Below are 13,960 nucleotides of genomic sequence, written 5' to 3'. Positions count from 1 at the left end.
CTTCTTTTTGTGTTATACTATTATTGGGATTGGAGATAAATAGTATAACGCATTCAAGGGGGATAACATATTATGACTCGTGTGGCAATTAATGGATTTGGACGTATTGGGAGAATGGTATTTCGTCAAGCAATAAAAGAAAGCGCATTCGAAATTGTAGCAATCAATGCAAGCTATCCATCTGAAACGTTAGCACACTTAATTAAATATGATACAGTTCATGGCAAGTTTGACGGAACAGTAGAAGCATTTGAAGATCACTTATTAGTTGATGGAAAAATGATTCGCCTTTTAAACAACCGCGATCCAAAGGAATTGCCTTGGACAGATTTAGGTGTTGAAGTTGTAATTGAAGCAACTGGTAAATTTAATTCGAAAGAAAAAGCAATTCTTCACGTTGAAGCTGGAGCGAAAAAAGTTATTTTAACAGCGCCTGGTAAAAATGAAGATGTAACAATTGTAGTTGGTGTGAATGAAGACCAATTAGATATTACAAAACATACTGTTATTTCAAATGCATCTTGTACAACAAACTGTTTAGCGCCTGTTGTGAAGGTGTTAGATGAGCAGTTTGGAATTGAAAACGGTTTAATGACGACAGTTCACGCTTATACAAATGACCAAAAAAATATTGATAACCCACATAAAGATTTAAGAAGAGCACGTGCTTGCGGACAATCAATCATTCCGACAACGACAGGTGCTGCGAAAGCGCTAGCAAAAGTTCTTCCGCACTTAAACGGAAAACTTCATGGTATGGCACTTCGTGTACCAACACCAAACGTGTCTCTTGTGGACTTAGTAGTAGATGTAAAACGCGATGTGACAGTTGAAGCTATTAATGATGCATTCAAAACTGTTGCAAACGGTGCGTTAAAAGGTATTGTAGAATTCAGCGAAGAGCCTTTAGTATCTATCGACTTTAATACAAATACACATTCAGCTATTATCGATGGTTTATCTACAATGGTAATGGGTGATCGTAAAGTGAAAGTACTTGCTTGGTATGATAACGAGTGGGGCTACTCTCGTCGTGTTGTAGATCTTGTAACGTTAGTTGTTGAAGAGTTAGCGAAACAAGAAAATGTGCAACACATTTAAGTGAATAAGGGAGGAGAGGGCAAGGCAATATTTGCCCTCTTTTTTTATTTTTTTCTGAAAAGGAAAAAAATTATATAAGTATATTTTAAAAAGTGGACATACCACGAAACGTTGTGATTACTGCATTTGTGAATCGTTTATTTTTTTTAGGGAAAAGTAAAGAGGAAAATATGACAGAAAATCGAAAAAACTGTTGTTGCAAAATGAAAATAAACAAAGTATACTAACACTCGTAAACTTAAGAGCTGAGGTACGTAGTCACTACTTAAAGGGTTAGGACCTCTCTGGACTAACTTTCCCCCGTGGTAGTGGAGCAAGCCAAATTGCAAATTAGTTTTCAATTCGAACAGTTAGAATAAATTTACAAGGGGGAACTGTAGAATGGATACTATGGATACGATGGGTCGTCACGTGATCGCTGAACTTTGGGATTGCGATTTCGACAAGCTTAATGACATGCCGTATATTGAACAATTATTTGTGGATGCAGCACTAAGAGCTGGTGCTGAAGTGCGTGAGGTTGCTTTCCATAAATTTGCACCACAAGGTGTAAGTGGAGTAGTAATTATCTCAGAATCACATTTAACAATTCATAGCTTTCCGGAGCACGGTTACGCAAGTATTGATGTTTATACTTGTGGGGATCGTATTGATCCAAATGTTGCTGCAGAATATATTGCAGAAGGTTTAAACGCGAAAACGCGTGAGAGCATCGAGCTTCCTCGAGGCACTGGTAGCTTCGAAATTAAGCAGAGAGAAACAAAAGCTCTTTAAAAAAGAACATAATTGATTTAAAATGTAAAGAGGTGTATAATGCACCTCTTTTTTAGTTTATAAAAAAGGAAAAATATAACGTACTCGTTAGTTGAATACATTGGACTCTTGCAAATGAGGTAGTGCCCTATATACCATCTTATTTTTAAGTATGAGATGATAAAGTGATGCGCTGAAACTTAAAGTGGTAAGAGAGTTAGAATGAGTTATATAATATTGTATATATATTTTAGGTGAATTGAGTAGAGAAAAATAAAGAGTATAGTGTAAAGGAGTGAATGAATTGCGTTGTCCATCCTGTTCTCATAATGGTACAAGAGTGTTAGATTCGCGTCCGGTAGACGAGGGGCGCTCTATTCGAAGAAGAAGAGAGTGTGAAAGTTGTTTAAGTCGCTTTACGACCTTTGAAAGGGTAGAAGAGTCACCTCTTATCGTTGTTAAAAAAGAAGGCACACGAGAAGAGTTTAATAAAGAAAAGATTTTACGCGGTTTAATTAAAGCGTGTGAAAAAAGACCAGTATCTTTAAGACAATTAGAAGAAGTAACACAAAGCGTGGAACGTGAACTGCGTAATTTAGGTATATCAGAAGTGAAAAGTGATATGATTGGTGAAATTGTTATGGAAGAACTTCGCGATATTGATGATGTTGCTTATGTACGTTTTGCTTCTGTATATCGTCAATTTAAAGATTTAAATGTATTTATTGAAGAATTAAAAGATATACTGCAAAAAGAAAGAGAGTAGAAGTTGTATTTTATTCTCTTTACATACCGTAAGTAATAGGATAAGAGAGCTAGAAGCGAAAGCTAATAGCTCTTTTTCACTAAGAATTTATATAATGAAGATAGAAGGAATGAAGTAGAGGATAGATTGGATGAGAGAAAGGAAAAGCAAGAATGGAAAAACAGTCATGGATGGAGCTATTGCCGATTGATCGTTATAAAGTAAGTGCGAAAGGGCTACTGCATAATTACGACCGAAAAGTATTGACGATGTTGTATCAGCCGTTAATAGGTAGTAGAGCTTTTAGCTTATACATGACACTATGGGGGGAGCTAGAGCAAGATCGTGTATTTGGAAAAGAGAATACACATCATTCCCTTATGGTGACTATGCAAATGCAACTTCCTGAAATATATGAGGAACGAGTAAAGTTAGAGGCAATTGGGCTTTTGAAGGTATATATTAAGAAAGAAAAAGATATTCGAATGTTCATATATGAGTTGCAACCACCTTTATCTCCGAAGCAGTTTTTTGATGATATTGTTTTAAGTATCTTTTTATACAATCGATTGAGTCGGACAAAATATAATCAAGTAAAGCAATATTTCTTAGAAGAAGAATTTGATTTTGCTTCTTATGAAAATGTTACGCGCTCTTTCAATGATGTGTTTGGTTCGTTTAATCCAGGACAGCTTGAGCATGCGCAAGAAGACCTTCGTATTCCAAAAACGACAACTATGCCAAGTAACGAGAAGGGAGACGCTCCGAAAGTTTGGAATGATTTCTTTGATTTCTCTTTATTTGTAGATGGATTGTCCGCTCTTGTTCCTAAAAAGGCGATTACAGATCAAGTAAGAGACTGCGTTATAACACTTGCTTACGTGTATGGTGTAGATGTGTTATCGATGCAAAATATCGTTCTTGGTGCGGTGACGGAGATGCAAACAATTGATATGGAAAGGCTTAGAAAAGGAGCGCGCGATTGGTATCAATTTGAAAATGGTCAAGCATTACCGGTACTAAGTGAAAGAGTACAGCCTCATGCTGCACGTACGATGAAAGAGAAAGAGCCTTCATCACAAGAGGAGATGTTAATAAAGCAGCTAGAGGAAATCTCGCCAAAACAACTATTGAAAGAGATTTCTGGTGGTGCAGAGGCAACGAAAGCGGACTTGCAAATCGTTGAAGATGTCATGATTAATCAAAAATTGACACCAGGAGTTGTGAATGTACTTATTTATTACGTTATGCTACGCTCAGATATGAAACTTGCGAAAACGTATGTCGAGAAGATTGCTGGGCATTGGGCACGTAAAAAGGTCGGTACAGTAGCGGACGCGATGGCGTTAGCGAAAGAAGAGAACCGTCAATATCAAGAGTGGGCTGAGACGAAGAAAAAAGGCCGTACGGCGAAGAAAACGGTACGAAAAGAAATGGTGCCAGATTGGCTTAAGGAAGAAGAGCTGAAAGAACAAGAGAAAGAAACGGCGAAGAAAGATGTAAGTGTAGAAAAAGATGCAAGTACGCTAGAAGATGAACGAAAACGATTAGAAGAAGTGTTAAAAAAATATAAGCGTGATTAATAGAAGAGAATGAACGCTCTTTGAGGTGAGAAAATGGAGCATATTCAAAATTCATTTACAAAATTAATGGAAAATGAAAACTTTAAAAATAGATATGAAGTATTAAAGGCAGAAGTAATGGCGCACCCGCGTGTGAAAGAATTTATAGACGAACATAAAGGTGAAGTAACGACTTCTATGATTGAGCGCAGTCTTGTGAAGTTATATGAATATATTGGACAAAGTGTAGGTTGCGTGGATTGTCCGGATTTAGGTGCATGTAAAAATATGCTGCAAGGATACGAGCCAAAGCTTGTTATTCAAGGGAAGATGATTGATATTCAATACGATCGTTGCGTTAGAAAAGTAGCATATGACGAGAGAAAGAAATATGAAAAACTCGTTCAAAGTGTATATATGCCAACGGATATTTTACAGGCAACTATGGAAAACTTAGACCCTTCTGACTTAAATGCACGTATCGATGCAATTGGCGCAGCGAATGAATTTTTAAGTACATATGAACCAGGTAAAAAAGCACAAGGTTTATATTTGTACGGTAAATTTGGTGTAGGAAAAACGTACCTTTTAGGAGCAATTGCGAACGAGCTTGCTCGAAAGAAAATAAGTTCGATGCTCGTATACTTCCCGGAATTTTTACGTGAAATTAAAAGTTCGATTCAAGATAATTCGATTGGCGAAAAGATTGATGCGGTTAAACGCGTGCAAGTTTTAATGTTAGATGATATCGGGGCAGAAGCGATGTCGAGCTTTGTGCGTGATGATGTGCTTGGTGCAATCTTGCAATTCCGTATGTTAGAAAACTTACCGACGTTCTTTACGTCTAATTTTGATTTTAAACAATTGGAACATCATTTAACGTATACACAACGTGGTGAGGCTGAAGAAATGAAGGCAGCACGTATTATGGAACGAATTAAATATTTAGCGAAACCAATTCCAATTGGTGGGAAAAACCGTCGTCATAAGTAAAAGAGCAAGCTGAGAAGCTTGCTCTTTTGTATTATAGTGATATTTTCTTTTCAAATATGAGATCGAAATATTCAGGTTGTCCAGAACTGCCAATCGTAGGGGCAACAATCTGTACGAACCTCCAGTCATCTCTAGCATGTTCTTGAATAATTTCTTGGTAGTCTTCAGCTAGTTTTGAGCGAGTGAGCCCCCAATGAAATTCGACTTTTACGAATTTATATTCAAACATTCAGATACCTCCCTTTAGTAATAAGTAAAGTATACAATAAAAAAATTCATAGTAGCTTGTATCATTTTTTTCTCCCTCCCTTAATATATATAAAATTAGCAAGCCATATTGAGTGGATTTTCTAACGATAGGAAATGTAATTCTACTAAGAGTGAACTTCACGCGGGACGGACTCTTATAGGATTTGTAACGTATAGATACAGTCCTTTAGAGCAGGGATAAAAGGGGGGACAAAAGTGATTGAAATTTGCTTCGAAGAAAAAAATGATGCTATGCACGTATATAGACAATTGCTGAAAAGAGCGGAAGTATTATATAAGGAAACGAGTGTGTATTTACAGGAACAAAAAGTGGTGATTCACATACCAGTACGTGAATCAAATTATATTGAAAAGATCTTATTGCCGGTAATGGTGTATTTTATTGTGAATGTGAAACAAAATGAGTGGATTTATACGATCTTAAAAGAAAAGTTTTTTTATGAAGAACAAGAAGAGTGTCATCAAATATTGCACATGGCACATGAGATTTTAAAGGGAAGAAGAAAAGGGGTAGCTCAGGATTTAACGCGTAACGCATTTGAGTCATATATTAAGTCTTCTTTAAATAATTGGCTTTGTGATCCGCTCTCATTCTCGTTTTCATCATATATCCGTTTTCGTCTTCGTACATATAGGGAAATGGTGGCTAAACTTGCGGAAGTGGCAATTGATGAATATAAGATGGAGCAAGAATACCAAATGTTCATTGAGACGCTTCGGCAACAAGTAAGTAGCCGTAAATCACGCTTGTCCTGCGTGCATCTTATTTTTGATGAAAGCTTTATCTTTTATGATGATAAAGGTAGACGTTTAAAACAGGAGAAGTTGGTCCAATATATAGATGAGGAATTGTTAAAGCAAAATGATGTATATATTGATACGAAAGTAATTGCGCCGCTTCTTTCTATTTCGCCCAAAAAGATTTATTTATATACGAAAGAACAAGACCATAATATGATTATTACTTTGCGAAATGTGTTTCAAGAACGGGTCCAATTACATGGATTACATGATTTTGAGCGCAATGTGAAAAATTTAAAAAATAAAGGTAACGCCCTTGATTTTCTAAGTTTTTGAGCATATAATTACCTACATAAATGAAATATATCGAAATGTTATGATGAGGACATGAGTAGTTTTCTACGATTTTCAGAGAGGGAAGCCTTAGGGTGTGAGCTTCCTAGTACGGGATTATTACTTACCACCTCTAAACTTTAGCAGTGAACGGTTTTTCTAGTAATTGCTAACGGACAACACCGTTATGTTGAACTTGAGCAATTAACAATTATGTTAATTGGAACAAGGGTGGAACCACGAATTCAACACTCGTCCCTTTTTACGGGATGAGTGTTTTTTATTTTGAGAAAAAGAGGAGTGACCAGTGATGGCAGATGTAGTTAAAATTACTTTCCCTGATGGAGCTGTGAAGGAGTTTCCAAAAGGCGTAACAACTGAAGAAATCGCAGCTTCTATTAGCCCAGGCTTAAAGAAAAAAGCTGTAGCTGGAAAATTAAACGATGAGATGATCGATCTTGTTACACCAATCGAAGAAGATGGTGCAGTTTCTATTATTACATTAGATTCTGAAGATGGCTTATATATTTTACGCCATTCAACAGCCCACCTTTTAGCACAAGCGTTAAAACGTTTATATAAAGATGTTAAGCTTGAGCTTGGCATTGGTCCAGTAATTGAAAATGGCTTCTATTACGATATCGATATGGAAGAAGCAATTACAGTTGAAGACTTCAAGAAAATCGAAAAAGAAATGCAAAAAATCGTGAACGAAAACTTAGAAATCGTTCGTCATGAAGTACCACGTGCAGAAGCACTTCGTCGCTTTGAAGAAATTGGTGATGAGTTAAAATTAGATTTAATTAACGATCTTCCAGAGGATGCAGTTATTTCAATCTATGAGCAAGGCGAATTCTTCGACCTTTGCCGTGGTGTTCACCTTCCATCTACAGGGAAAATTAAAGTGTTTAAATTATTAAGCGTTGCAGGTGCTTACTGGCGCGGCGATAGCAATAATAAAATGTTACAACGTATTTACGGTACTGCATTCGTTAAGAAAGCAGAATTAGATGAGTATTTACGTATGCTTGAAGAAGCGAAAGAGCGCGATCACCGTAAATTAGGTAAAGAATTAAAACTATTTACTAATAGCCAAAAAGTAGGACAAGGTTTACCACTTTGGTTACCAAAGGGTGCAACAATTCGTCGTATTATCGAGCGTTACATCGTTGATAAAGAAGCAAGCTTAGGCTATGATCACGTATACACTCCAGTATTAGGAAGTAGAGAGTTATATGAAACTTCTGGTCACTGGAATCACTACCGTGATGGCATGTTCCCATCAATGGAAATGGATAATGAAGAATTAGTTCTTCGTCCAATGAACTGTCCTCACCATATGATGGTTTATAAAAATGATATTCACAGCTACCGTGAATTACCAATCCGTATTGCGGAACTTGGAACAATGCACCGTTATGAAATGTCAGGTGCGTTATCTGGGTTACAACGTGTACGCGGAATGACTTTAAACGATGCGCACATTTTCGTTCGTCCAGATCAAATTAAAGAAGAGTTAAAACGTGTTGTAAACTTAACTCTAGAAGTGTACAAAGATTTCGGTTTAGAGAACTACTCATTCCGTCTATCTTATCGTGATCCAGCAGATACTAAAAAGTATTATGCGGATGATGAGATGTGGGAAAAAGCACAAGGTATGTTAAAAGAAGCTATGGATGAAATGGGTCTTGATTACTATGAAGCTGAAGGTGAAGCAGCATTCTACGGTCCAAAACTTGATGTTCAAGTTCGTACTGCTCTTGGAAAAGACGAAACACTTTCAACTGTACAATTAGACTTCTTACTTCCAGAACGCTTTGAATTAACTTATGTTGGCGAAGACGGTAAGCAACATCGTCCAGTTGTAATTCACCGTGGTGTTGTATCAACTATGGAACGCTTCGTAGCCTTCTTAATTGAAGAATACAAAGGTGCATTCCCAACTTGGTTAGCTCCAGTTCAAGTACAAGTAATTCCAGTTTCTCCGCAAGTACATTTAGACTATGCGAAGAAAGTACAAGACGAATTGCGTCGTGCTGGTATCCGTGTTGAATTAGACACTCGTGAAGAGAAGATCGGTTACAAAATCCGTGAAGCACAAATGCAAAAAATTCCGTACATGCTTGTAGTAGGTGATAATGAAGTAACTGAAAACGGCGTAAACGTACGTAAATATGGTGAACAAAAATCAGAAACAATCGCATTAGATGCTTTTGTTGATATGATTAAAGTAGAAGGAAAACGATAAGAAAAAGCCGCGGTATACCGCGGCTTTTCTTTGTAATATAAAAGAGAAAAACTAGAAAAAATAACCATGTAACACTTATCATAAAAAAGTATTGCAAGTATGTTAGTTGTTTGTTACAATATTTCTTGTTGTTAGTAAAACACATCGCGTCTTCTTGACAGACGTCATGTCCTATGATAAACTCATCAAGGATAATAGAATATTGTTTTGTGGAACAAGTAGAAGCACCCGCTTCTCACCTGATGGACGCATTCGCAGTTAGCAGGTAAATGTATTTCTTACTTAAGATTTTACAAGTGTGGGTGTCGTATGCCCGCACTTTTTTTGTCGGGTTCTATGACTACAAAATATGTTCTGAGAAAACCTTGGAGGTGGCTTACTATTAGCAAGGATATGATGATTAACGAGCAAATTCGTGCACGTGAAGTACGTTTAGTTGGCGCAAATGGCGATCAACTTGGAATCAAGTCTCGTAATGACGCTTTAGACTTAGCTGCAAATCTTAATCTTGATTTAGTATTAGTTGCTCCAAATGCGAAACCGCCAGTATGCCGCATTATGGACTACGGTAAATTCCGCTTTGAGCAACAGAAGAAAGAAAAAGAGCAGCGCAAAAATCAAAAAGTAATTAGCATGAAAGAAGTTCGTTTAAGTCCAACAATTGATGAACACGACTTTAACACAAAACTTCGTAATGCTATCAAGTTTTTAGAGAAAGGCGACAAGGTTAAAGCGTCAATTCGCTTTAAAGGACGTGCCATTACTCATAAAGAAATCGGTCAACGTGTTTTAGATCGCTTCTCAGAAGCTTGTGCTGAAGTTAGTACAGTTGAATCTAAGCCTAAAATGGAAGGACGCAGTATGTTCTTAGTTTTAGCACCGAAAAACGATAAGTAATAGATAGAGGAGGAAATACCTATGCCTAAACAAAAAACTCATCGCGGCGCTGCAAAGCGTTTCAAAAAGACTGGATCAGGTAAACTGAAACGTTCTCACGCTTACACAAGCCATTTATTCGCTAACAAATCTACAAAAGCTAAACGTAAACTACGTAAAGCTGGTGTAGTAAGCGCTGGTGACTTCAAACGCATTCGTCAAATGCTTGACAACTTAAAATAAGTTCGGCTGATATATAGAACAATTAGGAGGTAATATTATGCCAAGAGTAAAAGGTGGTACAGTTACTCGTCAACGTCGTAAAAAAGTAATTAAATTAGCAAAAGGTTACTACGGTTCAAAAAATACATTATTCAAGGTTGCTAACCAACAGGTTATGAAATCTCTAATGTATGCATTCCGTGACCGCCGTCAAAAGAAACGTGACTTCCGTAAATTATGGATTACACGTATCAACGCAGCAGCTCGTATGAATGGTCTTTCTTACAGCCGCTTAATGCACGGTCTTAAAAATGCTGGCATCGAAGTTAACCGCAAGATGCTTGCTGACTTAGCTGTTCATGACGAAAAAGCTTTCGCTGAATTAGCAACAGTTGCAAAAAACAACATTAACTAATTAATTAGTTGAAACCTTAGAAGAATTTTCTTCTAAGGTTTTTTGTTTGTGTTCAGAGAGAAGTTTGAAGTTCTAAAGATTAACGGATGTGTTGTTATCGATATGACAAAATCAACATAAAAACTATAGTGATATAGAAGAATATACATATGAAGTCAGGAGAATCCTCCTGGCTTTTTTTAATTATGCACGTTTGGAAAGAAGAGTATCTTTCCTAGCCGAAACGACACTGCTATAATGGAAAGATGATATGGAACTTTCATCAGATGAACAATTTAAGAGTGATGACTGAAACGTATTTGCAAATTAAGGACAAGCTATTTTATAAAGAGGTAGATAGCTGACTTATTCATAAGAACTGAAACATAATAATGAACTTTGAGATGAAACAACATTGTTGCGTAAAATGCGATGTTGGAGGAGGACAATAGAATGGACTTACTACAACTATTTAAATTACAAAAAGAATTAGATGACCGTATTGCAAAAGAACATGACTTACAACCGAAAAAATTGTTAAAAGAAAAAATGTTAGCTCTTCTTGTAGAAATTGGTGAACTTGCAAATGAAACACGTTGTTTTAAATATTGGAGCAACAAACCAGCTTCGGAACGTGAAGTAATATTAGAAGAATACGTAGATGGTTTGCATTTTATTTTATCAATCGGAATTGATTTAGGTATTGATAAAAACTTCTTATTCTATAAATGTGCACAAACGAATAAAACACAAGTGGAAATTTTCTTAGACACATATGCGAAAGTAATTCGTTTTACAGATCAACCATCTATTACAAACTATATTGAATTATTTACGAGCTATCTTCGACTTGGACAAGCACTTGAATTTGAGCAAGAAGAGATTGAAAAAGCATATTTAGATAAAAATGAGGTAAATCATCAGCGTCAAACACAAGGATACTAATTTAATTTTTGAATATTTCAATTTAATTATTGTATAATGAATTGACTGAAGAAAAAGGAGGGTGTTGGCAATGACAAAATTAGACGCGACATTGACAATGCTAAAAGAATTAACGGATGCACGTGGTATTGCTGGTAACGAACGTGAACCACGTGAAGTAATGAAGAAATATATCGAGCCGTTTGCGGACGAACTTTCTACTGATAATTTAGGGAGTTTAGTTGCGAAAAAAGTAGGGGAAGAAAACGGTCCGAAAATTATGGTTGCAGGTCATTTAGATGAAGTTGGATTTATGATTACACAAATCGATGACAAAGGTTTCCTTCGCTTCCAAACGGTTGGTGGCTGGTGGTCACAAGTTATGCTTGCACAGCGCGTGACGATTGTAACGCGTAAAGGAGATGTAACAGGTGTAATTGGTTCAAAACCACCGCACATTTTACCTCCAGAAGCTCGTAAAAAGCCAGTTGAAATTAAAGACATGTTCATCGATATCGGTGCTTCTAGCCAAGAAGAAGCGATGGAGTGGGGCGTACGACCAGGAGATCAAGTTGTACCGTACTTTGAATTCCAAGTGATGAAGAATGAAAAAATGTTACTTGCAAAAGCGTGGGATAACCGAATTGGTTGTGCAATTGCAATTGACGTATTAAAACAATTAAAAGATGAAAAGCATCCAAACGTTGTATATGGCGTTGGAACTGTACAAGAAGAAGTTGGTCTTCGTGGCGCAAAAACATCTGCGAATTATATTAAACCAGATATCGCGTTCGCAGTAGATGTTGGTATCGCTGGAGATACACCGGGTGTAACGTCAAAAGAAGCACAAAGTAAAATGGGCGATGGACCACAAATCATTTTATATGATGCTTCTGTTATTGGACATACAGGTTTACGTGATTTCGTAGTTGATGTTGCTGATGAATTACAAATCCCGTATCAATATGATTCAGTAGCGGGCGGAGGAACGGATGCGGGTGCGATTCACATTGCTGTAAATGGTATTCCTTCTATGGCAATTACAATTGCAACGCGCTATATCCATTCTCATGCGGCAATGTTACATCGTGATGATTATGAAAATGCAGTGAAGTTAATTGTAGAAGTTATTAAACGTCTTGATAAAGAGGCTGTACATAACATTACATTTAATTAATAGAAAAAGCGAAGGAGATTCTCCTTCGCTTTTTTATGTTTTAAAAAGGCCGTTCTAATCCCGCTGCAGTATGAGCGCCTAAAATAATTAAACGAGTTAATTGCATCGCCATAAAATGCGGGGTATATATCATTCCTCTTTTAAGCCATGACATAATCATCCCTAGATGGGCACCAGTAACATAACTAATGAGAATATCGCGTGGAACCATTAGTTTTTCATCGTTAGGTTGTGAAATAGAGAGGCTTAATGTTAAATGCGTTTGAATTGCTTTCATCATCTTATACGTATAGTTTCCGGCAGCTTTATCACCAAGCATGACGTTATAGAAGTTAGTGTTTTCTGCAATATGTTCGAACAAGGCCAAAAAACTTGGATGTGGCGAATCAAATGTTAGTTGGAAATCTTCTTTATTTCTATTTCTCGGTTTAATTACTTCAGTTAGCTTTTCTAACATTTCTTCAATGCTTTTGTCTAGTAAGTCATATTTATCGTGGTAATGGCTATAAAATGTAGCGCGGTTTACAGGAGCGCGTTCTGCAATATGTTGAACAGTAACATTTTCAAAACCTTTTTCGCCTACTAAAGCGACAAAAGCATCCTGTATGAGTTGTCTCGTCCGTTTTACACGTGGATCATTTGTATTTTTAATAGACATTTTTATTTCTCCTCGTTTAATTTTCTGTACTTAAACAACATATTGGTATTATATTGTTGTTTAAACGACATTTCATACGTAAATTGTCGGTTGTAGATTCAAAATAATTATTTATAATTATAAACGATAGTCCTTCAGAAATCAGCACCGCTCGCAGGTAGATAAATTTCGATTTACGCTGCAGATGGTGTGATTTTTTTGTTAAAAGGTTAATATAATTAACAATTAAACAATCTAAACAATAAGGACATAAATAGTTTAGAAAAAAATTATATGCGATATAAGGAGAGGAATGCAATGAATCAGTTTCGAAGAATGGTAATTATCAACATTATCACATTAATTGTACTAGTTGGCGGCGGTATTGGCGGTTATTACTATTACAACCAAACGGAAAATTACTTAAAAACAGACAATGCAAAGATTGATGGGAAGGTAATTCCGGTTGCTTCACCAGTAGCAGGTAAACTAACTGACTGGAAAGCTGAAGTAGGAAAAAATTATAATGAGAACGATAAACTAGGTACTGTTACTGTAGCGGCAGCTAATGGAGAACAAACAGTAGATGTAACAATTCCACAAAATGCAACGGTTGTACAATCAAACGCAACAACAAATGCTTTCGTTGGAGCTGGTAGCCCGATTGCTTACGCATTCGATATGAACAATTTATGGGTAACAGCAAACATTGAAGAAACAGATGTTGATGATGTTCAAAAAGGTCAAGATGTAGATGTGTATGTAGATGCATACCCAGATACAACGTTAACAGGAAAAGTAGAACAAGTTGGCTTAACAACAGCGAATACATTCTCTATGTTGCCATCAAGCAACGCAACAGCGAACTATACGAAAGTAACACAAGTAGTACCAGTTAAAATTTCTTTAGATCATAGCAAATCAGTAAATATTGTTCCTGGCATGAATGTGACAGTTCGTATTCATAAGTAAGGGGGAGATGAG

Annotated in this window: 15 protein-coding genes and 2 other annotated features; of the genes, 13 read left to right on the top strand and 2 right to left on the bottom strand. The window is 36.5% G+C overall.

Translation table 11 applies throughout. The features are described from left to right. Window positions 1–72: 72 nt before the first annotated feature. The 5 genes from AC1Q51_RS10140 to dnaI all read left to right on the top strand — a co-directional run bounded on the left by AC1Q51_RS10140 (window position 73) and on the right by dnaI (window position 5,154). On the top strand, window positions 73–1,101 hold the full coding sequence (locus AC1Q51_RS10140) for a glyceraldehyde-3-phosphate dehydrogenase (protein WP_000198974.1): 1,029 nt from the start codon (window positions 73–75) through the stop codon (window positions 1,099–1,101). 390 nt (window positions 1,102–1,491) lie between these two features. Then, window positions 1,492–1,875, top strand: a complete 384-nt coding sequence (speD, locus tag AC1Q51_RS10135; protein ID WP_002003660.1) for an adenosylmethionine decarboxylase — start codon at window positions 1,492–1,494, stop codon at window positions 1,873–1,875. A 283-nt stretch (window positions 1,876–2,158) separates the two neighbouring features. Next, on the top strand, window positions 2,159–2,620 hold the full coding sequence (gene nrdR, locus AC1Q51_RS10130) for a transcriptional regulator NrdR (protein ID WP_001203687.1): 462 nt from the start codon (window positions 2,159–2,161) through the stop codon (window positions 2,618–2,620). A gap of 152 nt (window positions 2,621–2,772) precedes the next feature. Beyond that, window positions 2,773–4,182, top strand: a complete 1,410-nt coding sequence (locus AC1Q51_RS10125) for a replication initiation and membrane attachment family protein (RefSeq protein WP_090976935.1) — start codon at window positions 2,773–2,775, stop codon at window positions 4,180–4,182. 33 nt (window positions 4,183–4,215) lie between these two features. After that, on the top strand, window positions 4,216–5,154 hold the full coding sequence (gene dnaI / locus AC1Q51_RS10120) for a primosomal protein DnaI (protein WP_000400120.1): 939 nt from the start codon (window positions 4,216–4,218) through the stop codon (window positions 5,152–5,154). Window positions 5,155–5,185: 31 nt separating this feature from the next. Here the strand turns inward: dnaI and AC1Q51_RS10115 are convergent, their stop codons facing one another. Beyond that, window positions 5,186–5,383 (bottom strand): DUF4177 domain-containing protein, encoded by a 198-nt coding sequence (locus AC1Q51_RS10115; RefSeq protein WP_000464454.1) that lies wholly within the window; start codon window positions 5,381–5,383, stop codon window positions 5,186–5,188. 236 nt (window positions 5,384–5,619) lie between these two features. Here AC1Q51_RS10115 and ytxC point away from each other — a divergent pair, with 236 nt between their 5' ends. The 7 genes from ytxC (at window position 5,620) to AC1Q51_RS10080 (ending at window position 12,339) form a co-directional block, all read left to right on the top strand. Next, entirely contained in the window at window positions 5,620–6,501 is an 882-nt protein-coding gene (gene ytxC / locus AC1Q51_RS10110; protein WP_000569629.1) for a putative sporulation protein YtxC, read from the top strand. A 31-nt stretch (window positions 6,502–6,532) separates the two neighbouring features. Next, window positions 6,533–6,761, top strand: a binding site (T-box leader). A 47-nt stretch (window positions 6,762–6,808) separates the two neighbouring features. Continuing rightward, window positions 6,809–8,746: a threonine--tRNA ligase gene (gene thrS, locus AC1Q51_RS10105; RefSeq protein WP_090976937.1), complete on the top strand. Its 1,938-nt coding sequence runs from the start codon at window positions 6,809–6,811 to the stop codon at window positions 8,744–8,746. A 210-nt stretch (window positions 8,747–8,956) separates the two neighbouring features. Then, window positions 8,957–9,077 (top strand) — a sequence feature (ribosomal protein L20 leader region). A gap of 62 nt (window positions 9,078–9,139) precedes the next feature. After that, window positions 9,140–9,643, top strand: a complete 504-nt coding sequence (gene infC, locus AC1Q51_RS10100; RefSeq protein WP_000973215.1) for a translation initiation factor IF-3 — start codon at window positions 9,140–9,142, stop codon at window positions 9,641–9,643. 21 nt (window positions 9,644–9,664) lie between these two features. After that, window positions 9,665–9,865 carry a 50S ribosomal protein L35 gene (rpmI, locus tag AC1Q51_RS10095; protein WP_001125945.1) on the top strand — a complete coding sequence of 67 codons (201 nt, stop codon included), beginning with the start codon at window positions 9,665–9,667 and terminating at the stop codon, window positions 9,863–9,865. A gap of 37 nt (window positions 9,866–9,902) precedes the next feature. Continuing rightward, on the top strand, window positions 9,903–10,259 hold the full coding sequence (gene rplT / locus AC1Q51_RS10090; protein WP_001138362.1) for a 50S ribosomal protein L20: 357 nt from the start codon (window positions 9,903–9,905) through the stop codon (window positions 10,257–10,259). Between the two features lie 432 nt (window positions 10,260–10,691). Then, a complete protein-coding gene (locus tag AC1Q51_RS10085; protein WP_000365050.1) occupies window positions 10,692–11,183 on the top strand; it encodes a dUTP diphosphatase in 492 nt (163 codons plus the stop codon). A gap of 70 nt (window positions 11,184–11,253) precedes the next feature. After that, window positions 11,254–12,339 (top strand): M42 family metallopeptidase, encoded by a 1,086-nt coding sequence (locus tag AC1Q51_RS10080; protein ID WP_000163555.1) that lies wholly within the window; start codon window positions 11,254–11,256, stop codon window positions 12,337–12,339. Between the two features lie 40 nt (window positions 12,340–12,379). On the opposite strand, the gene AC1Q51_RS10075 is transcribed toward AC1Q51_RS10080, so the two are convergent. Beyond that, complete coding sequence (locus tag AC1Q51_RS10075; RefSeq protein ID WP_000023672.1) at window positions 12,380–12,997, bottom strand: TetR/AcrR family transcriptional regulator; 618 nt, start codon at window positions 12,995–12,997, stop codon at window positions 12,380–12,382. Window positions 12,998–13,294: 297 nt separating this feature from the next. On the opposite strand from AC1Q51_RS10075, the gene AC1Q51_RS10070 reads away from it, so the two are divergent. After that, window positions 13,295–13,948 carry an HlyD family secretion protein gene (locus tag AC1Q51_RS10070; protein WP_001071419.1) on the top strand — a complete coding sequence of 218 codons (654 nt, stop codon included), beginning with the start codon at window positions 13,295–13,297 and terminating at the stop codon, window positions 13,946–13,948. Window positions 13,949–13,960 lie beyond the last annotated feature (12 nt).

This window comes from Bacillus sp. MT94, from assembly GCF_058792475.1.
This window is presented reverse-complemented; position numbering and strand designations above follow the sequence as displayed.